Source organism: Paraburkholderia largidicola (assembly GCF_013426895.1).
GTDB classification, from domain to species: Bacteria; Pseudomonadota; Gammaproteobacteria; order Burkholderiales; family Burkholderiaceae; genus Paraburkholderia; species Paraburkholderia largidicola.
This window is the reverse complement of the sequence record NZ_AP023176.1, coordinates 559,298-579,585: the sequence shown is the minus strand read 5'-3', so window position 1 is coordinate 579,585 and position 20,288 is coordinate 559,298. Positions and strand designations below refer to the sequence as shown.

Annotated in this window: 15 protein-coding genes; 5 read left to right on the top strand and 10 right to left on the bottom strand. The window is 61.5% G+C overall.

Features of this window, described 5'->3' with window-relative positions:
• Positions 1-87: 87 nt before the first annotated feature.
• The 6 genes from PPGU16_RS31260 to PPGU16_RS31235 all read right to left on the bottom strand — a co-directional run bounded on the left by PPGU16_RS31260 (position 88) and on the right by PPGU16_RS31235 (position 8,118).
• Positions 88-969, bottom strand: coding sequence for an ABC transporter permease (locus PPGU16_RS31260; protein ID WP_180726593.1), 882 nt, complete (start codon positions 967-969; stop codon positions 88-90).
• A complete protein-coding gene (locus PPGU16_RS31255; RefSeq protein ID WP_180726592.1) occupies positions 966-2,255 on the bottom strand; it encodes a quaternary amine ABC transporter ATP-binding protein in 1,290 nt (429 codons plus the stop codon). Before PPGU16_RS31255 ends, PPGU16_RS31260 begins: the two co-directional genes overlap by 4 nt.
• Before the next feature lie 522 nt (positions 2,256-2,777).
• Positions 2,778-5,657 (bottom strand): ATP-dependent Clp protease ATP-binding subunit, encoded by a 2,880-nt coding sequence (locus tag PPGU16_RS31250; protein WP_180726591.1) that lies wholly within the window; start codon positions 5,655-5,657, stop codon positions 2,778-2,780.
• Positions 5,658-5,756: 99 nt separating this feature from the next.
• Positions 5,757-6,284, bottom strand: a complete 528-nt coding sequence (locus PPGU16_RS31245; RefSeq protein ID WP_180726590.1) for a general stress protein — start codon at positions 6,282-6,284, stop codon at positions 5,757-5,759.
• 135 nt (positions 6,285-6,419) lie between these two features.
• On the bottom strand, positions 6,420-6,869 hold the full coding sequence (locus PPGU16_RS31240) for a hypothetical protein (protein ID WP_180726589.1): 450 nt from the start codon (positions 6,867-6,869) through the stop codon (positions 6,420-6,422).
• Between the two features lie 358 nt (positions 6,870-7,227).
• Complete coding sequence (locus PPGU16_RS31235; RefSeq protein WP_180726588.1) at positions 7,228-8,118, bottom strand: alpha/beta fold hydrolase; 891 nt, start codon at positions 8,116-8,118, stop codon at positions 7,228-7,230.
• A 376-nt stretch (positions 8,119-8,494) separates the two neighbouring features.
• On the opposite strand from PPGU16_RS31235, the gene PPGU16_RS31230 reads away from it, so the two are divergent.
• Positions 8,495-8,794 (top strand): hypothetical protein, encoded by a 300-nt coding sequence (locus PPGU16_RS31230; RefSeq protein ID WP_180726587.1) that lies wholly within the window; start codon positions 8,495-8,497, stop codon positions 8,792-8,794.
• A 289-nt stretch (positions 8,795-9,083) separates the two neighbouring features.
• On the opposite strand, the gene PPGU16_RS31225 is transcribed toward PPGU16_RS31230, so the two are convergent.
• The 3 genes from PPGU16_RS31225 to PPGU16_RS31215 form a co-directional block, all read right to left on the bottom strand.
• On the bottom strand, positions 9,084-11,294 hold the full coding sequence (locus PPGU16_RS31225) for a PAS domain-containing sensor histidine kinase (protein ID WP_180726586.1): 2,211 nt from the start codon (positions 11,292-11,294) through the stop codon (positions 9,084-9,086).
• A complete protein-coding gene (locus PPGU16_RS31220; protein ID WP_180726585.1) occupies positions 11,291-11,701 on the bottom strand; it encodes a response regulator transcription factor in 411 nt (136 codons plus the stop codon). The genes PPGU16_RS31225 and PPGU16_RS31220 overlap by 4 nt, the downstream gene beginning before the upstream one ends.
• A gap of 265 nt (positions 11,702-11,966) precedes the next feature.
• Positions 11,967-12,470, bottom strand: coding sequence for a DUF1993 domain-containing protein (locus PPGU16_RS31215; protein ID WP_180726584.1), 504 nt, complete (start codon positions 12,468-12,470; stop codon positions 11,967-11,969).
• 166 nt (positions 12,471-12,636) lie between these two features.
• On the opposite strand from PPGU16_RS31215, the gene PPGU16_RS31210 reads away from it, so the two are divergent.
• The gene (locus PPGU16_RS31210) at positions 12,637-13,533 is read left to right on the top strand and encodes a LysR family transcriptional regulator (RefSeq protein ID WP_253074473.1); all 897 of its coding nucleotides are present in this window, start codon (positions 12,637-12,639) and stop codon (positions 13,531-13,533) included.
• A gap of 23 nt (positions 13,534-13,556) precedes the next feature.
• Here the strand turns inward: PPGU16_RS31210 and PPGU16_RS31205 are convergent, their stop codons facing one another.
• The gene (locus tag PPGU16_RS31205) at positions 13,557-14,075 is read right to left on the bottom strand and encodes a winged helix-turn-helix transcriptional regulator (RefSeq protein WP_180726582.1); all 519 of its coding nucleotides are present in this window, start codon (positions 14,073-14,075) and stop codon (positions 13,557-13,559) included.
• Between the two features lie 275 nt (positions 14,076-14,350).
• On the opposite strand from PPGU16_RS31205, the gene PPGU16_RS31200 reads away from it, so the two are divergent.
• From PPGU16_RS31200 to PPGU16_RS31190, 3 genes are read left to right on the top strand one after another with little or no spacing between them, the layout of a single operon-like run.
• A complete protein-coding gene (locus PPGU16_RS31200; protein ID WP_180726581.1) occupies positions 14,351-15,601 on the top strand; it encodes an efflux RND transporter periplasmic adaptor subunit in 1,251 nt (416 codons plus the stop codon).
• The gene (locus PPGU16_RS31195; protein WP_180726580.1) at positions 15,598-18,786 is read left to right on the top strand and encodes an efflux RND transporter permease subunit; all 3,189 of its coding nucleotides are present in this window, start codon (positions 15,598-15,600) and stop codon (positions 18,784-18,786) included. The genes PPGU16_RS31200 and PPGU16_RS31195 overlap by 4 nt, the downstream gene beginning before the upstream one ends.
• Positions 18,783-20,261 (top strand): efflux transporter outer membrane subunit, encoded by a 1,479-nt coding sequence (locus tag PPGU16_RS31190; RefSeq protein ID WP_180726579.1) that lies wholly within the window; start codon positions 18,783-18,785, stop codon positions 20,259-20,261. Before PPGU16_RS31195 ends, PPGU16_RS31190 begins: the two co-directional genes overlap by 4 nt.
• Positions 20,262-20,288 lie beyond the last annotated feature (27 nt).

The following is a 20,288-nucleotide window of genomic DNA, read 5'->3' as shown; positions in this document are numbered from 1 at the left end:
ACGCGATTATTGAAGTATTAGAAAATGGAAAGACATAGCGATGTGGTGTGTTAGTGCTTTACTGCGAGATGACGGCGTGCGTTATCGTCAGGTGCGCACCGCCGCGTTCGTGCCAGGCTTCGTGGTTCGAACGGTGCGCTTCGCCTTCGTCGCCTTCACGCCGAAGCTCTCCGTGAGACGGTCGAGCACGATGGCGAGCAGCACGACGCCCAGTCCGCCCTCGAATCCGATGCCGATATCGAGCCGCTGGATGCCGCTCAACACGTATTCGCCCAGGCCGCCCGCGCCGATCATCGACGCGACCACGACCATCGAAAGCGCCATCATGATGGTCTGGTTCACGCCGGCCATGATCGACGGCAGCGCATTTGGCAACTGGATTTTCCAGAGCAGTTGCGAATCCGTGCTGCCGAACGAGCGGCCCGCTTCCAGCAGTTCTTCGCGCACCTGGCGGATGCCCAGGGTAGTGAGGCGTACCACAGGCGGCATCGAAAACACGATGGTGGCGATCACGGCAGGGACACGGCCCAGGCCGAACAGGATGACAGCGGGGATCAGATAGACGAATGCCGGCATCGTCTGCATGAAATCGAGCAGCGAGCGCAGGACCATTTCGACGCGTTTGTTGCGCGCGCCCCAGATGCCCAGCGGCACACCGATCACGAGGCTGAAGACCGTCGCCGCCATCACCAGCGCCAGCGTCGACACCGTCTGCGCCCACAGTCCCATGTAGTGGATCGCCAGCAGCGCAATGCCGACGAACACCGAGAACACGACGCCACGCCGCCACAATGCGAAGGCGACGAGCAGCACGAGCATCGCAACGAACGGCACGGCAGCGAGTCCGTCTTCCAGCAGCTTGATGACTGCGCCCAATGCGGCAGAGAAAGCGTCGAAGCCGCCGCGGAAATGCTGAAAGAGAAAGTTGACCGCGTTTTCCGCAAACTTCCCGATGACTGACGAGTTCATGCTGCTCTCCGTTCCATGACCTGCTTGAGAATCGTCCGGCAGGACACGACGCCTGCGAGCCTGCCGGCTGTGTCGGTGACGGGTACGTCGTGCTGCTGGCTCAAGGCGATCGTGGCCAGTTGATGCAGATCCGTATCCAGCGGAACAGCGTTCACGTCGTTCACGAACGCTTCCCTGATCGAATGCCCGCCTGTCTTGTGCAGCGAAGCCGGCGTGACGCAGCCCTGATATCGACCCGCTTCGTCGCACACGTAGCCGCATTCGACGCCGCTGTCGATGAGCTGATTCAGGTAGCGCTCCGAAGGCGCAGCGACGTCGCAGGAAATCAGTCCGCGCTCGACCGTCGTCATCAGGCTCGACGCCTTCAGGAAGCGCGACACGTCGACATTGCGGAAGAAGTCGCGCACGTAGGCATCGGCGGGCGACTGGATCAGTTCAGCCGGTGTGCCGACCTGAATCAGGCAGCCATCTTTCATGATGCCGATGCGGCCGCCAATCTTGATCGCTTCTTCGATGTCATGAGAAATGAACACGATGGTGCGCTGCTCTTCTTTCTGAAGCCGCAGGAGTTCGCTTTGCATTTCGAAGCGGATCAGCGGATCGAGCGCCGAGAAGGCTTCGTCCATCAACAGCACGGAAGGATTCACGGCGAGCGCGCGAGCGAGGCCGACGCGTTGCTGCATGCCGCCGGAGAGTTCGCCCGGCAGCAGCTTTTCATACGAGCCAAGGCCGACCCGCGTTAGCGCGGCGCGTGCGATGTCGTAGCGCTCGGCCTTCTTGAGGCCCGCGACTTCGAGTCCATAGGCGATGTTGTCGAGCACCGTGCGGTTCGGCAGCAGCGCGAAGGACTGGAACACCATCGCCATCTTCTTGCGGCGCACGTCGCGCAGTTCCGGCGTCGACATCGGCGCGATGTCGCGGCCTTCGAGAATGACCTGGCCCGACGTCGGCTCGATCAGACGGTTCAGAAGGCGCACCAGCGTCGACTTGCCCGAACCGGACAGGCCCATGACGACGAAAATTTCGCCCGCCTTCACGCTGAGGCTCACATCGTTGACGGCAACCATGTTGCCCGTCTGCTCGAAGATTTCATTCCGGCCGAGACCTTGCCTGATCAGTCCAGCGGCACGCTCGGGCTTGGGTCCGAAGATCTTCGACAGGTTCTTGACCGTGAGAATATCGGTCCCGGAGATAGCGACAGGCTTCGCCGCTGCGGAAACGTCGTCCGCTCCGAAGGTACCCGGATGGACCATGCTGTCCGGCGCGAATGTCAGGTTTGGCGTCATTCTGTCATCCCAACTGGCGAGTTCAGGAAATCGGCGCCGCGCATTGCGTTTGCTTGATATGCGGCAGCACTCGATTGCGAACCCGGGTTTCTCGCGCAATATGCCGCCTGTCTTCTGACGGGCAGAAGATTCGTGCGTCACATCCGGCGAACCGCGGGCTTAATGCATGAAGTGCAGCGTATCAAGCCAATTTGCTTCATCCAGCTACATTTTCTGCGCTCTTTCCCATACCTCTGGTAATGCAAGGTTTTCGTGCATCGGGTGCGAGAGCGTGCATGCGACGTTGGGAGGCGTCACGCTTCGAGATGGGACGGGCGTTTGCGGGCGGATGACGCGCCCGGCGCCTGAGGAACGGATGGCGCGAAGACCGCGCCCTGCCGGCGGCTGTGTAGGGAATGTACCAGGACGGGCGGTCAGATTGGGCAATTGCCTTCTGCGACAAGGCTCGCAGCCGGCCGGAAGCGTCAAGCTTGCAAATGACTTCCGGCCGGCTCGTGGCGCTTGCGGCGCCTGGATGGCGGCTCAGTGCGCCAGACCGTCCTCGATGAAAGCGGGCGGATCGCTCGCCGGGAACGAGTCGTCGAGCGCTTCGTCGAGGCGCGCTTCGGAGCGCTCTTCGGCGGCTGCCTTCGCGCTTCGGCGCGGCTTCCTGGCCTTGGTCTTGCCGCTGCTCGCGGCGGCCTTCGGCGCAGCGTTCGCGGTGACGTCTTTCGACGCAGCCGGGGTCGCCGTCAGAACGACCTTGCCCTGTGCCTCGTCCCACGCGCACGTCATGCGGTCGCCTTCCTTGACGTCGCCGCCCAGCATCTGCTTCGCGAGCGCGGTTTCGAGCCCCTGGCGAATCTGCCGCCTGAGTTCACGCGCGCCGAAACGCGGCTTGTAACCGGTCGCGGCGAGATGATCGACGAGGCTGTCTTCGAAGACAAGCTCGATGTCCTGCGCGCTCGCCGTGCGACGCACGCGTTCGAGTTGCAGCATGACGATCTCGCGGATCTGCGCTTTCGACAGCGCCTCGAAGATGATGATTTCGTCGAGACGGTTCAGGAATTCCGGCCGGAAGTGCTGCTGAAGCACCGCCATCACCGCCGTGCGCACATCCGGATTCGGCTCGTGCGACGATGCGAAGCCCGGCGGCGTCTTGGCGCCGTCCATGATCACGTCGCTCGCCAGATTGCTCGTCGCGATGATGAGCGTGTTCGTGAAATCGACCACGCGCCCCTTGCCGTCCGTCAGACGTCCATCGTCGAAGACCTGCAGCAGCACGTTGTAGACGTCGGCATGCGCCTTCTCGATCTCGTCGAGCAGGATCACGCAGTAAGGCCGCCGCCGCACACGCTCGGTCAGCTGGCCGCCTTCCTCATAACCGACGTAACCGGGCGGCGCACCGATCAGCCGAGCGACGGCGTGACGCTCCATGTACTCGCTCATGTCGATGCGGACGATCGCGTCCTCGTCGCCGAACAGTACTTCGGCGAGCGCCTTGGCAAGCTCCGTCTTGCCGACGCCCGTCGGTCCGAGGAACAGCAGGTTCGCGATCGGCCGGTTGCCCTGTTGCAGACCGGCGCGCGCGAGTCTCACGGCGTCGCTGACGGCGCGGATCGCCTCTTCCTGGCCGATCACGCGTTCGTGCAGCCGCTCTTCCATTTTGAGCAGCTTCGACTTTTCTTCCTCCGTCAGCTCGGTGACGGGCACGCCCGTGAGCTTCGAGATGATCTCGGCCACATGTTCGACCGTGACTTCGGCCGTGCTCGAACCGAGCTTGCGCTTCCATGCTTCCGTCGCTTTCGCAAGCTCAGCCTCCTGCTCGCTGGCTTTCGCTTCGAGTTCCTTCGCGCGGTCGAACTGCTTGCGCGACGTCGCGTAACTCTGCTCACGCTTGAGTTGCTCGATCTCCGCTTCGCGCTCGTGAATGTCCGTTGGCCGCGACGTGGTCGAAAGTCGCACGCGCGCTGCCGCCTGGTCGATCAGATCGATCGCCTTGTCGGGCAGAAAACGGCCACTGATGTAACGGTCCGACAGCTCGGCCGCCGCGACGAACGCCTGATCCTGGATCGTCACCTTGTGGTGCGCTTCGAGACGGTCGCGCAGGCCGCGCAGAATATTGACGGTCTGGTCGACAGTCGGCTCGGGCACCAGCACAGGCTGGAAACGCCGTTCGAGCGCCGCGTCCTTCTCGATGTACTTCTGGTATTCGGCCAGCGTCGTTGCGCCGATCAGGTTCAGCTCGCCCCGCGCCATCGCGGGCTTGAACGTGTTCGCGATGTCGAGACCGCCTTCGTTTCCGCCTTGTCCGGCACCGACGATGGTATGCACCTCGTCGATGAAAATCAGCAGCTCGTCGCGGTTCGCGACGATCTCGCCCATGATCTGTTTGACGCGCTCTTCGAATTCGCCGCGATACTTCGAGCCCGCGACGAGCGAGTTGACGTTGAGCTCGATAAGACGCTTGTCGCGCAGCTCTTCAGGCACGTCGCCATGAACGATGCGCTGCGCGAGCCCTTCGAGAATCGCGGTCTTGCCGACTCCCGGCTCGCCGATCAGCACCGGGTTGTTCTTCTTTCGACGGGCAAGCACCTCGATTGTCGTTTCAATTTCTTTCGACCGGCCGATCACGGGATCGAGCTTGCCTTCGCGCGCGAGCTTCGTCAGATCACGGCCATGCTCGTCGAGCTTCGGCGTCGACGACGCCGTCTCGACACGGCCCTCTTCCGCGCCCTTGCCGACGAGCCTCACCGCCTGCTGACGCAACGCCTGCGGCGTCAGGCCATACTTCGCGAGCAGCGTGCCCGCGAAACTTTCCGGTACTTCGGCGAGGCCGAGCAGAATGTGCTCGGGGCCGACATAGCTGTGACCCAGTTCGCGCGAGATGATGAACGCCCAATCCAGCGCGCTCTTCACACGCGGCGATACGCCGAGTTGCGCGCCGTCGGCCGAGTCGGTGTTTTCACTGCGGGGCGCATGCTCGTCGATGTAGGCGCGCAGTTCATCCGTCGAAATCTTGAAGCGCTTGAGCAACGCCGCGACGACGTCGCTGTCGGGCAATTCGTACAGCAGGTGTTCCGTATCGACTTCGCGGCTGCCGAATTGCACGGCACGCTCAGCCGAGCGCTGCAGAATCTCTTTCGCCTGATCGCTGAAGCGCGCGTCGATGCCGGGGCCTTCCTGCTGCGCAGGCGCGACCATGCGGTCACTGGGGGCCTGTTCGCGCCCGCCGAAGCCTGAAGGCTCGTCGAACATCCCGCCGAACAGCGATTCGAGCGGCGAAACGTAACGCTGATGACGAGTCAACTGGTTGTAGTGGTAATCGCACACGTCGAGATCGCGACGCTTGCCGTCCTGCGCAATCGTGACGCGTACGGATGCGGGGCGCACCCCGCAAATGTCACACATATTCCGGGCCATTTTTGATGAATCTCTCTGGTTGGGTATCGGCGGCGCACGCTCGCGTTTCGTTCAAAAGCGACAACGCGTGCGCGTGGTGAAGCGGATCAATCGCGCGGCTTACGCCTGTGCTTGCGCCGGCGCGGGGGATTGCTGCCTCGTCTCGTCGAGAATGGTTTTGGCGCGCTCGATGTCTTCTTCGGTGCCGTGCGCGATCAGCACGAACCCATCGGCCTTGACCACCGTTTCGTATTTGACGACGTCGTTCTTCGGCACGCCGATGTGCGCGAGCGCCGCGCCGAGCACCGTCACGCCGCCGCCGATCACCGCGCCTTCCACGGCCGACACCAGGGCCGCGACGAACGGGCCCGCCAGCGCGACGAGCCCGACGCCGGGCACGAGGAACAACGCGGGACCGGCCAGCAGGCCCCAGATGCCGCCCCAGAGCGCGCCTGTCGCGCCCCATGTCCTGATCCTGTCGCCAGCTGTATAGAAGCCGACCGCGTGTTCCTCGGAGTGGTAACCCTTGCCCACGATAGACAGCTTCGTCATATCGAAGCCGTGTTCCGCGAGCGCCTTGACGGCGGCGTCCGCTTCCGCATGGTGGGTGAAGACAGCCAGCACTGTGTTTTCAGTTTCCTGTGTCATGCTTGAGCCTCATTTGGCAATGAAGAGACCGAGGACATCGCGCGAACTAATCGGCGACATCCTCTATCAACAGTGTCTCTGCAATGGCTCAAAGGCTCTTTCCGATACGCACTATGCCGGGCTCATCTTGAGTGGCTACCGCATTTGCCAACGGCAAGCGTCGACATCAGGGGCGGCGTGATCTTCGGCACAGTGGAACGAGATCGCGACAGCCACCGTGGTCTTGATCACGACTTCCACGATGGACAGATAGAAAAAAGTGCGCGACAGCACGTACAGATCAGGCAGCGTGAAGCCGATCATGACGATGCTGACCACGCAGCAGAACGCGCAGGCTGCGAGCGCAACGAACGAGCCGCACAGCGCGGCCACCTCGATGCCTGCGACGATCAGCTTCGTGAGGATAATGATCGCAATGTGAACCTTGCCCACCGGGTAGAGCAGATCCCAAGGCGTTTCGACAAGCGACCACGACAGCATCGCAGCAACGGACATCCTGCACGCGATGCCGGGAGTGGAACGTGAAGGTTGCGCCATGTCGTCGCGTTCAAGATCCGCGAGCAAGGCGTATTGTTCAGCGCGCATGGCGATCTCCTTCCAGACACAGCGAGCGAATCGACCTCACTGAGTATCCACGGATGGCAACGCGTGCACGCTCGCGTTCTCCACGGAGATTTCCGATATGAACGGCGTTGTATGCCTCAGATGAACACGCTGATCGCGAGCGCGGCGATACACAACGTGGTGAGCCGAACATGCAGGCCGGCCGTACCGCGCACGCGACGCGTGTACCAGCTGCACATTACGCTCTCAAAGAAATGCCTCAGGCGTACCTGCTCGACGACAAGTCAGATGCGATTGATGACTGTGGGCCGGAAGATTCTTGCGCACGCATCCTCCAGGGCCCACGGCTCAAACCGTCTTTTTTTGATGGCTATCTGGTTTAGCGCGAAGCGACACGCCTTGCGAGGAAATCCCGTATCAATGGAATCATCTCGTCGGCCTTGTCCTCCAGTGCGAAATGGCCCGTATCAATCAAATGAAGTTCGACGTCCGGAAGGTCGCGCTTATAGGGATGCGCGCCATCTTCCGGAAAAATGAAATCATTCTTGCCCCACACGATCAGCATCGGAGGTCGATGCTCCCTGAAATAGGCCTGAACGGTCGGGTAGAGAGGCAAATTGGTTCGATAGTCGAAAAGCAGGTCCAACTGGACATCGTTGTTTCCCGGACGATCTAGCAACGCCTGGTCGTGGATCCAGTTGTCCGGTGCCACGCGCGTGCGGTCGCTCACCCCATCGGTGTACTGGAAGATAGTCGTATCGAGCGTCAGTAGCTTCTGCAAGGCCTGCCGGCTCGCGTCGGATTCATCCTTCCAGTATTGTTTGATTGGGTCCCAGAATTCTTTGAGTCCTTCATCATAGGCATTGCCATTCTGCACAATAAAGCCCGTGACGCGCTCCGGGTGCTTTAGCGCGATGCGCCATCCAACGGGTGCGCCATAGTCCATGACATACATCGCGTATGTTTTGGCACCCAGATGCTCAAGAAGACCATCCACCAACGATGCAATCCGGTCGAACGTGTAAGGAAAATCGGCGTGAGACGGCATATCGCTCTGACCATACCCAGGATAGTCCGGCGCGATGACGCGATACCTGTCCGCAAGTGCGGGGATCAGATTCCTGAACATGTGTGAGGAAGTTGGAAAACCGTGCAACAACACGATGGTGTCGCCATCGGCCGGCCCAGCTTCACGATAGAAAAGTTTGATTCCCTCGATTACAGCAGTTCGGTGATGTGTGACGGAAATACCAGCCGCAGGGTTAGTCATTCGAACTCTCCTTTAGGGATGCCTTCCTTAAAGACATGCGGCCCTGGTCAGCTGCGGTTCGCGGCTGAAGCTCGAAAAAAGAGTCTGAATGTCCGGGCCACGGTGAGCTTGCCTTGCCCGAAGATGTTACCCAGTCGAGCGCTCTCTGGATTTCTGTATCGCACGGTTTTGTCCTTATTTCTCCAGAAAGGCGGCCCAGATTTGCGGATTCCACAACAAGTCATTTCGGTTTGTGGATTACTCACGAATCCGGCAAGTCAGCCTTCCCGCCAGAAGCCTTATTCTCTTCCGCGTCGCCGCATAGACTGGTTTCGACGTTGACGCACATCCGTTCAACGAACTTTCGATCCCTGAACTGTTTCTGGAGGTACCCGCCATGAAAACCAAACTTGTCGCCGCCGCCCTTCTCGCCGCTACCGCTTTCGTATCGGCTCCCGTCTTCGCAAGCGGCTACGGTCCGGCTCCTTACTACAACCCGATTGCCGGCGCGCCTGCTTCGGAACGCGGCCCGTCTGCCACGACGGCTCAAGGCGGCGATACCGGCGCAACGTCGTATGGCGGTGTTGTTTCGGGCACGTCGCAAAGCGGCTCGGGTGGCCTGCTCCACAAGCACAACACGGGCGCTAATTCGTGTGTCGGCCCCGTCAGCTACTGCAACACCTACTTCGGCAGCTGATCGTTCATGCGCGGTCTCGCACTGGACATGAATTTGGCTTTGCACCAGCGGCCCGCTTCTCGTTGAAGCTGCCGCTGTTCTGTATCCTCTCTCTTCTCTTCGCGATTGCAGTGATCAACGCTGACTGACATGTTCAGCGATCGCAGGTCCCCTTCCCATCGTTCCTCTTGCATTGAGACGCCGCGTATCGCGATGCCACGCGAAGGATCCCGTAGCCGCCGATAACCTAACCTGGCGTTTCTGCCATCCGCGGTTTTGCCTATACGCATTCCGGCGCGCACACGAACCTTCAGCTTTCGACCTTCGCAGGTTCGTCCAGCGGCAGGATGAATTGCATCGTCGTGCCTGCCCCTTCCTGCGATTCGGCCCAGATGCGTCCGCCGTGCGCTTCGACGATCGAGCGGCAGATCGACAGCCCGATCCCCATGCCTTCCTTCCTCGTCGTGAAGAACGGGCTGAACAGACGGTGGCTGTTTTCTTCGCTGATGCCCGAACCGGTGTCTTCGACGCTCAGTTGCGCATGCCCGTCATCGACCTTGTGCGTGACGATCTTCAGCCGGCGCACGCGGTCGTTCACCGCCGACATCGCTTGCACCGCGTTCATCATCAGATTGATGACGACCTGCTGGATCTGCACGCGGTCGACGGAAACGCGCAGAACATGTTGCAGATCGCCTGTCTCGACTTCGATTGCGTGCGCTTCGAGTTCACGCCGCAGCAGTTCGATCGCCTCTCGCGCAAGTGCATTCAGATCGAGCGGCATGGGACTCGGATCGCGTTTCTGCGCCATCGCGCGTATCTGCCGGATGATATCGGTGGCGCGCTTCGCGTCGCGCGTCATGTGGCCGATCGACAGCCCGACCTCGTCGAGATCGGGGCGCGGCCGGTTGAGCCAGCGCGCCGCCGCGTCGCCCGCCGTCACGATCGCCGCGAGCGGTTGCGTGACCTCGTGCGCAATCGACGCCGCCATCTCGCCCAGCATCGTCACGCGCGTGACATGCGCGAGTTCGGCTGTGGAGCGATCAAGCGCTTCCTGCGCGGTCACGCGATCCGTCACGTCCATCAATGCGCCGACATACTCGACCTTTCCGGAAACGGGCGCCGACAGATGCGCGACGTAATGGACATGCTTGACCGAGCCATCCGTCAGCAGCAGCCGGAACTCACTGTCGATATGCGACTCGCCCCGCAACGCCCGCTCATGTGCGCGCTTCACGATGTCGATATCGTCGGGATGCGTGCGCGCCGCGATCAGCTCGACGCTGGGCGTCACGTGACGCGGCACATCGAAGATGCGATACGTCTCGTCCGACCACCCCATGTCGCACTCTGGCACGCGCGTGGCGATGCTGCCCGTGCGGCTCAGGCGCTGCGCGTCCGACAGGAACGCCTCGCTGCGTTCGAGCGCCTGCTGCGTCTGCTTGTGCTCTTCGATATCGGTATTGACGCCGTACCAGCGCACGATGTCCCCATTCGCGTCGCGCAACGGCTCCGCGCCAACGTGCATCCAGCGATACACGCCGTCCTTGCGTCTGATGCGCGCGGTGGTTTCGAGCGCGCTGCCCGTGGCGACGGCTTCACGCCACGCGGCCTGCATTGCGGGAAGGTCGTCGGGATGCACGATCGACTGCCAGATATCGCGGACGTCGTCGGCAAGCTCCACACCGTACTCGTTCCAGCGACGGTTCATGTAATCGGGGCAGCCGTCGCGCGACGAACTCCAGACCATGCCGGGTATGGCGTCGATCGTCGCGCGCAGTTCGTCCTGCTGGCGCTGCAGTTCTTCTTCCATCCGTTTGCGCGCCGTAATGTCGTTGCTGGTGGCGAGGATCGCGAGCGGCTTGCCTCGGTCGTCGCGCCACAGCGTACAGCGGCTGGAGATGAAGACCGTCTCGCCGTCCTTGCGCATGCGCTGCAGTTCGCCGTGCCAGCCGCCATGAAGCAGGGTCTCGCTGCGAATCTCGTCGATGGGCATCGTCGACGCCCGCGTTTGCGTCAGCTCGTGCAGCGGCTGGCCCATCGCCTCTTGCGCGGTCCAGCCGTACAGCCGCTCCGCGCCCTGGTTCCAGAACGTGACGCGGTCGTCGATGTCGTAGACGATGATCGCGTCATGCGTGAGGTCGAGCATTTCGAGTTGCTTGCGCAGCGTGTCGTTGCTCGCCTGGTTTCGCAGCGCCAGTATCGAGGTGGTCGCGATAGCGAGCAGACTCACCACGCAGCGGGCCACCGAGCCATCCGAATAGTGCCCGTCATGGGACAACATGAATCCCAGCAGTGTCAACGCAACGCAACCCCACGCGACGTTGGCCGTCGTCACGCGCGAGCCCGCCGATGCGACCAGCAACACCACGGTCGCGTACAGCACGGCGACGGCGATATCGATCATCGTGAACGCGTCGATGACGAACACGGCCAGTGCGATCGCAGCGGCCGCCGGATAGAGCGCGCGCGTGCCCTTGACGCGGCCTACGGACAAGATTGGCAAGGCATCGAAAATCATCGCGCTCCCGCCGGCGGTTGCGCGGCAGAAGCGCGGGAGGTGTGCGTTCGCACCGATTCGAGGCAGCGTGTCACGTCCGTCACGTCAACGGGCTTGCTGAGCATGCAGACGGCGCCCGCGTCGAAAGCCTGCCTGCGGGTTTTGTCGGTCGCGAAGGCGGAGATGAAAATGATCGGCGTCGCCACGCCGCGCCCGACGAGTTGCCGGTACATGTCGATGCCGGAAATGCCCGGCATCCGCACGTCCGAAATGATGCAGGTCTCGTCGCCGAGGTTGCCGGACGTCATGAACTGCTCTGCCGACGCATAGAGCCGGGCCTTCCAGCCAAGCGACCGCACGAGGCTGGATGTCGCGACGCGCACGGACTCGTCGTCGTCGATGATGGAGACAATCGGGTTATTGCACACGCCACGGGCCCTTCAACAAGGAAGCGCCGCGCGCTCGATGGACCGTCAACCGTCGATGGCCTGCGGCGCGCGACTCGATAGATCGTCGCTGTCGTGATCGACAGCCTGCATGCAGACGATTATCGGAGTCGAGGGGCGCGTGGACTCGCTGTTCCACCCGGTCTTTACATATTCGCACGGCAGGCAAGGCGCTACCGTGCGGCGGGGCCGTGCAGGTTTCAGTGCCTCGACTCGCATGTCAGCAACGACCTGGGCTGCCTGCCGATCAGGCATCGAACGCATTGACCGGGCCGATGAAGTCCTGCTTCCCGACGTCGACGCCATTCGTGCGCAAAATTGCGTAAGCCATGGCGACATGGAAGTAGACATTCGGAATCACGATCTGCAGCAGATAGTTTTCGGCAGTCAGCTTACCCGGCACCCACGATACTTTTACGATCTGACTGGCTGCGTCGGCGTACTGGTCCACCGTCACGCTTTCGGCGAAATCAATCGTCTTGCGGATGCGCGCACGCGCTTCATCGAACGTTCGTTCATTGTCTTCATGCCGCGGTGGCTGCTGCCCTGAAAGAAAGGCCGCGCCACCCTTCAAATAGTCGCAAGCGCTTTGTATCTGATAGAGCAAGCCGCCCATGTCGGGAGCGAGGCGAGTCGACAACAGAACGGCAACATCGAACTTCTTCGCGTTCGCGAAGCGCTCCGCCTTGTCGAGATACGTCTCCATGGTTTTTACTGCTTGCACGCATTGCGCGATAGCCTGTGCATACATCGGACTCTCCAGTCATGTGTTTTCTTGAAGTCACGTTCCGACACGACACCGCGAAGGCGCGGGCCGGCAAAAACTTTCATCCGGCTTTCGGGTGGCAACATCCCCTACAATACTGCGACCTAATCCCACGTGAGCGAACGCGTTGGACCGACTGGAAGCCATGGAAATGTTGCTGACCGCCGTGGACAGGGGAAGCCTGTCGGCGGCAGCGCGCGAGCTCAAGATCCCTGTCAGCACACTCACCCGTAAGGTCGCCGATCTCGAGGAGATGCTAGGAACACGGTTGCTGATACGAACGACGCGAAAGCTGACATTGACCGACACGGGCATGTCATACGTCGCGGCGGCCCGGCGCATTCTCGACCTCGTGCGGGAACAGGAGCGCGAGGCCACGGGCGAGTTCGCGACAGCGAAAGGTGAACTGGTCGTGACCGCGCCCGTGCAACTGGGCCGTCTGCATGTTTTGCCCGTCATCAATCAGTTCCTGGCGCAGTATCCGGACATCACCGTTCGCCTGCTTCTCTCCGATCGAAACATCGACCTCATCGATTCGCACGCCGATCTCGCGTTGCGGATCGGAGAACTCGCGGATAGCAGCATGATCGCCACGCGCATCGGCTCATTGCGGCCGATCGTCTGCGCGAGTCCCGCCTTCCTTGCCAACCATACGCCGCCGCGCGAACCCGACGATCTCGTGAAGTATTCGTGCGTCGTCTTCAACAGCCCGTACCTGTCGCCCTGGCGCTTCCGCCTTCCCACGACGAGCAAGATCTATGTACTCGGCGTGAAACCGCGGCTCGAGGTCACGACACCCGACGCCGCAGTCAGCGCCGCCGTGGACAACGCAGGCATCACCTATGTATTCGAGCACGATGCCGACGAAGCGATCCGCAACGGGCAGCTCGAGATTCTCCTGCCCCAGTTTGAGATCGAGCCCGTACCCGTGCATCTGGTTCATGTGTCCAGAAATCTCATGCCCATCAAACTGCGGCAGTTCATCGACTTTGCGGCGCCCAAACTCAGGCAATCGATGTCCAGATTCGGCAAGCAGAAGCGACACTAGCGCTGTTTCGCTGCCTTCGACACTCAAGACTCTTCGCTCTGGTCACCGAGTACCCGGTCATTCCGGTTCTCGATGACATCCCGCGTCGCCTTCGTTGCGCCCGGACCGGCAGCAAAACGAACGTCCCGATACGTCAGCGCTTGCCCGTTCGTTGCGCGCACCTCCACGACTTCCACGGGATTCCCGCTCGCATGGTCCACCAGGGCGATCGGCGGCTTCCCATTTGGCCTTAGCCACTTGTCGCCCCATTGCATCAGCGCGACCAGCACCGGATACAAGTCCGCTCCCTTCGAGGTCAAGCGGTAACCGAACGTGTTTGCACGCTCTGCGATCGGGAAGCGTTCGAGTATCTCCAGCTCGATCAGACGTTCCAGCCGTGCCGTGAGGACATTGCGGGCGATGCCGAGCCCGCTCTGAAATTCGTCGAAGCGCCGGCTGCCTTGCGTGCACTCGCGAACGATCAGTAGCGTCCACCACTCGCCTACCTCATCGAGGGCGCGAGCGATCGAGCAGTCCATTCCATCAAAGCGTTTTCTATACATGATGGAACGTATCGTAGCCCAGGTTTCGTCACGCAACTTAACCAGATTGCGGGGAACAGCTTCCCGGTTTCGGCCAGTAGTGTGACGCAACGGTGTTGCCTATAGTTGCGTCACGAAACTTAGCCGGCAATCGTTCACGAGGAAGTCTCCCACGATCACGGCCTGGTTCTGGACTAACCGGCTTTCTTCATACGAGAAAGCAAAGATTGATCATCTAACGGGCGAGCTGGACATGACTCTCTGTCGTACAGCCTGTCAACATACTTAGGAATGCCATGAATAACCGTATTGATCAGGCCGAGGTGGGCGTCGCGACTCCAGCCAACCCGGCGACGTCCGGCTCCGTTCGATGGGTCGGTAAAGGTGTTGCAGCCGCTGTGATCGTCGCCGTGGCGGCGACGGCGGCTCACATGCACTGGTCGAGTGCATCGCCCGTGGTCGCACCGCCGCCTCCGTCGGTTGCCATCAGCGCGCCATTGCAGCGCGATATTGAAGGCCGGCTCGGGTTCCTCGGCCAGTTCTCTGCCGTGAACCGTGTCGAATTGCGCGCTCAGGTCGGGGGCACGCTCACGCAGATCAATTTCAAGGACGGCGACATCGTGCACAAAGGCGACGTGCTCTTCGAGATCGACCCGGAACCGTATCAGATCAAGTTGAGCCAGGCGACGGCGGGACTCGAATCCGCCAATGCCCGGCTGGCGCTCGCCACGCGAGAGCTTGCCCGCGCGCAGGAACTGCAGCGTTCGGAAGCGGGAACGGTCGAGAACGTCGACCAGAAGGTCGCGGAACAACGCGCCGCGCAAGCGGCCGTCGACAACGCCAATGCGTTGGTTCGCGATGCCAGGTTCGACCTGGATCGCTGCAAGATCACGGCACCGTTCACCGGCCGCATCGGTACGCACCTCGTCTCGACGGGCAATCTGGTATCCGGCAGCCGCGCCGGCAGTGGGCCCACGACGCTGCTTGCGACGATCGTTTCGCTGGACCCGATCTATCTGGATTTCGACATCAGCGAAAACGACTATGCCGCTTTCCAGCACTCGCGTGAAAACCGCAAAGGACCGTTGGCAGACGCAGTGAATATTTCGCCGACGGGCGACAGTGGATATGCACGCACAGGCACGCTCAACTTTATCGACAACACGCTCGACCGTTCGAGCGGAACCATCCATGCACGCGCAACCATTCCCAATAGCGACCTGTCGTTGACGCCCGGTGGCTTCGCGCGCCTGCGGCTGGCCACGACTGCACCGCAACCGGCCTTGCTCGTCCCCGATGCCGCCGTTCTCCAGGATCAAACCGACCACATGGTGTACGTCGTGGGAGACGACAACGTGGCCACGCCCAGAAAGGTCGAGGTTGGAGATCTTCGCGGCGGCCTGCGCGTCATCCGATCCGGACTCGCCCCGACCGACCGCATCGTGATCGACGGTATTCCGGCCGTGCGTCCTGGCTCGAAGATTTCTCCACACACCGGAACGATCCAGTTCTCGGCAGAGCACGGCGACGAAGGAGCGAAATCATGAAACTGACTCACTTCTTTATCGAGCACCCGCGCTTTGCCGCGGTGCTCAACATATTCGCTGTGCTCATCGGCCTGGCAACCATGATGAAGCTGCCGGTGGCCCAGTATCCGAACATCGTTCCCACGACCATTCAGATCACGACCTCGTATCCGGGTGCGTCGGCGGATACGATTGCACGTACGGTTGCAACGCCGCTCGAGCAGTCCGTCAATGGCGTCGAGAACATGGATTACATCTCGAGCCAATCGACCAGCAATGGTCAGTTGACGATCACCGTGATCTTCAAGGTCGGCACGGACCCGAACACGGCGCTTCTGCTGACGCGCAGCCGTGTGGAGGACACGCTGTCGCGTCTGCCCGCAGAAGTGCAATTGCAGGGCGTGCAGGTGAAAAAGACCATCCAGGCGCTGCTGCTCGGCGTTCATGTCTATTCGCCCGATGGTTCCCGTAGTCCCGAATACCTGTCGAACTACATGCTCAAGGTTCGCGATCAGATCGCGCGTTTGCCGGGCGTGTCGGACTTTCAGCTGTTCGGCGAGCGACAGTACGCGATGCGAATCTGGGTCGATCCGGACAAGGCTGCGTCGTACAACATCAGCGCCAGCGAAATACTGGCCGCGCTTCGTGCGCAAAACGCTGCTGTGTCGGCAGGTGTGCTCAATCAGCCGCCTGTGTCGAACAATGGGACGGGTGCCTACCAGATCAATATCGACGCGCTGGGCCGCCTCACCACGCCCGAACAGTTTGGCGACGTCGTGGTCAAGTCCGATACGCAGGGCCGTGTGACACGCATTCGCGATATCGGCCGGGTCGAGCTTGGTTCGGTGGACTACGGCTCCAAGGCTTATGCCGACCGCTTCGCGGCGACGCCGTGGTTCGTGATTGCCACGCCCGATGCGAACGTGGTGCAGGTCGAGCATGACGTCTGGGCCAAAATGGCCGAACTGAAGAAGAGCTTCCCGCCCGGCGTCGACTACATCAAGATCTACGACCCGACTACCTTCGTTTCCCAGTCGATCGAGGAAGTCGCGAAAACGATCGGCATCGCCATTCTGCTGGTGGTCGGTGTCGTGTATCTGTTCCTGCAGAACTGGCGTGCCACGATCATCCCGGTTGTCGCGATTCCGGTGTCGCTGATCGGCACGTTCACCGTCCTTTCGCTGTTCGGCGCATCGATCAATAACCTGTCGTTGTTTGGACTGGTTCTGGCCGTCGGGATTGTCGTGGACGATGCAATCGTGGTTGTCGAGAACGTCGAACGGAACATGGCGCTCGGCATGTCGCCGAAAGAAGCCGCGCATCGAACGATGAACGAAGTTTCGACGGCCATTATTGCCATCGCGCTCACGTTGTGTGCGGTGTTCGGACCCACTGCGTTGATGTCCGGCATCTCGGGGCTGTTCTTCAAGCAGTTCGCGATCACGATCGCCGCGTCCACCGTCATCTCATGCTTCGTTTCGCTGACGCTGAGCCCGGCTCTGTGCGCGGTGCTGCTCAAGCCGCACGAAATGGAGAAGTCTCACGGCGGAACGACCGCGCTGGGCCGCGTCCATCATGCGATTTTCGGCCGGTTCAACGCATCGTTCGAATGGCTGTCGTCCCGCTACGGAAAGATGACGGGCCGCGCCGTTCGCGCGACGACCGTCATGCTGATCGTCTACGCCGGTCTGATTGGCGCGACTGCCTTGCAGATGTCGAGAATGCCCACCGGCTTTATTCCGGATCAGGACATCGGCTATCAGGCTGTGATCGCGTTCCTTCCTCCGGGGTCGAGCCTCGAACGCACCGACAAGGTGATCCGCGAGATCAACGACATCGTGCTCGATACGCCCGGACTCAAAGGCGTGACTCATACGTCGCCTGTGTCGGGCCTCGACGTGACGACGGGCACGATTGCGCCGAACGTGGGAACGCTGTTCTACGGGCTGCCTTCGCTGTATGGCAAGCATGTGCCCGGCGTCAATGCGGCGTCGATGCTGGTCGAACTCCGCAAGCGGGTCGCGGGTGTCAAGGACGCGGTGGTGGTCGTGATCAATCCGCCGCCCGTGCAAGGGCTGGGCGCAGCGGGTGGCTTCAAGCTGATGCTGGAAGACCGCGGCGGACTCGGGCCACAGGCCCTCGCCGACGCGGCGCGTGCACTCGTCGCTGCAGCGAACAAGGACAAGGTGTTCGGCGGAGTCTTCACGCTTTACAACGCGGGCGCGCCTTCTGTCTATGCGGACATCGACCGCCTCAAGGCAGAAAAGATTGGTCTCACGCCAGCGGATGTGTTTTCCACGATGGACCTCTACCTTGGCTCGCAATACGTGAATGACTTCAACTTCATGGGCCGTACCTATCAGGTGCGGGTTCAGGGCGATGAAGCATTCCGGCGGACACCGGAAGACATCGGACGGCTCAAGGTGCGCAACTCGACGGGTGACATGGTGCCGATCAGCAGTGTGGCGACCTTCAGAAACATGACGCAGCCGTATCGCGTGCCGCGCTACAACATGTATCCCGCAGCGGAAATCATGGGTGCAGCGGGCCCTGGATACTCGTCCGGCGATGCCATTCAACACATGGAACAGCTCGCGGCGCAGGTTCTTCCGAACGGCATCACCTACGAATGGACCGATCTCGCTCATCAGCAGAAAGAGCAGACCATGTCTCCGCTCGTGATCTTCGCCGCTTCGGCACTGTTCGTGTTCCTCGTGCTCGCTGCGCAGTATGAAAGCTGGAAGACGCCTCTCGCGATCGTGCTGATCGTGCCGATGTGTCTGCTCGCAGCGGCGATCGGTCTGAACATGCGAGGCATGCCGATCGACATTCTTGCGCAGATTGGCTTCGTGGTGCTCGTTGGACTGGCCGCCAAGAACGCGATCCTCATCGTCGAGTTCGCCAGACAGCGTCAGGAGGAAGACGGCGTCAATGCGGAGGACGCTGCAACCCATGCGGCACACGTGCGGTTGCGGCCCATCCTGATGACGTCATTCGCCTTCATCGCGGGTGTGGCGCCCCTCGCCATCGCCAGCGGCGCCGGCTCGGAAATGCGGCAATCACTCGGCACGACGGTGTTCTTCGGCATGCTCGGCGTGACGCTGTTCGGGCTCGCATTCACCCCGGCGTTTTACGCCTTCGTTCGCAAGCTTGGCGTCAAAGGCGCGCTTGCCGTGCGGCAACTCGGTAGTGGAGACGTGAAATGAACGGCTTCGTATTCAGAACTTCGAAAGCGATCGCAGGTAGTCTGATCGTCAGCGCCTTGCTTGCGGCCTGCGCCGTCGGGCCGGACTATGTTGCGCCCGATACGCAGATGGCGCCGTTTCACAACGCGAAGGTCGTCGCGGACCGTCAAACGACGCTGCCGGCCCCGAGTCTCGATAGCTGGTGGACGGGATTCAACGACCCCGAACTGGTCAAGGTGGTGCAACGTGCGCTCGATCAGAACCTGAGTCTCCAGGCTGCGATTGCGCGGGTCGCCCAGTCGCGCGCAGCGGCTCAGGCGGCTGGCGCCCGCCTGCTTCCGACGGTCGATGCCAATGCGTCGTACACGGCAGTACACCAGAGCACGCAGAGTCCGCTTGGCACGATTGCGAGCGCGTTTCCCAACTACAGCCGCGACCAGAAGGAATATGTCGCCGGTGCGACGGCAAGCTGGGAAATCGATCTGGCCGGCGGTCTGCGGCGTGCACACGCGGCCGCCACCGATGAAGAGCAGGCCGCCGAAGCCGCTCAACTCGGCACGCGCGTGACGGTTGCTGCCGACGCCGCCGACGCCTATCTGCAAATCAGAGGGCTGCAGGCGCAGCTGGCCGTCACGCAGGACCAGGTGGATACCGATGCGCGTTTGCTGGAACTCGTGAAAGCGCGCAAGCAGGCTGGTGCATCCGACGAACGCGAAGTGGCGCAGGCTGAAGCCTTGCTGCGTCAGGCACGCGCCACCGTTCCGAGCTTGCGCGTCTCGCTCGAAGCGCAACTGAACCGGCTCGATGTGCTGATGGGCGCACAGCCGGGGACCTATGCGGCAGAACTCGGCACGAATGCGGGCGTCATTCCGGACGTGCCTGCCATCGGCAGCGCGGACCAGCCCGTCGACGTCTTGCGGCGCCGTCCTGACATCATTGCTGCCGAACGCCACCTGGCGGCGTCCAACGAAGCGATCGGCGTGGCACTTGCCGACTACTACCCGAAGATTTCGCTCGCTGGCGCATTGGGATTCGACAGCATCTCAGCCAGCCACTTCCTGAGCGCGAAGTCGTTCCAGCCAATCGGGACAGGTGCGCTGCAATGGCGTCTGTTCGATTTCGGCAAGGTAGACGCCGAGGTCAAAAGTGCGCGCGGATCGTATGCAGAGGCGTTGGCGCAGTATCGGGAGGCTGCCCTCAAAGCGACCGAAGACGTCGAAGACGCATTGATGACGCTCTCGCAAACGGAGATTCGTGCGCAGGAAATCCAACAGGAAGTCGCCGCATTGACGAAGGCGCGCGACCTTTCAGAGAAAGCGTATCGCGCGGGGTCGATCACGCTCACGGATGTGCTCGACGCCGACCGGCAACTTCTCGCGTCACGCGACGATCTCGATGCAACGAAGGCCGACGCTGCCCGCGCCGCAGTGAGAACGTTCCGCTCGCTGGGCGGCGGTTGGGACGCTCCGCATCAGCAGGTCGCCCGGACGAACTGACTCGGAAGCACGACTTAACCGGTTTAT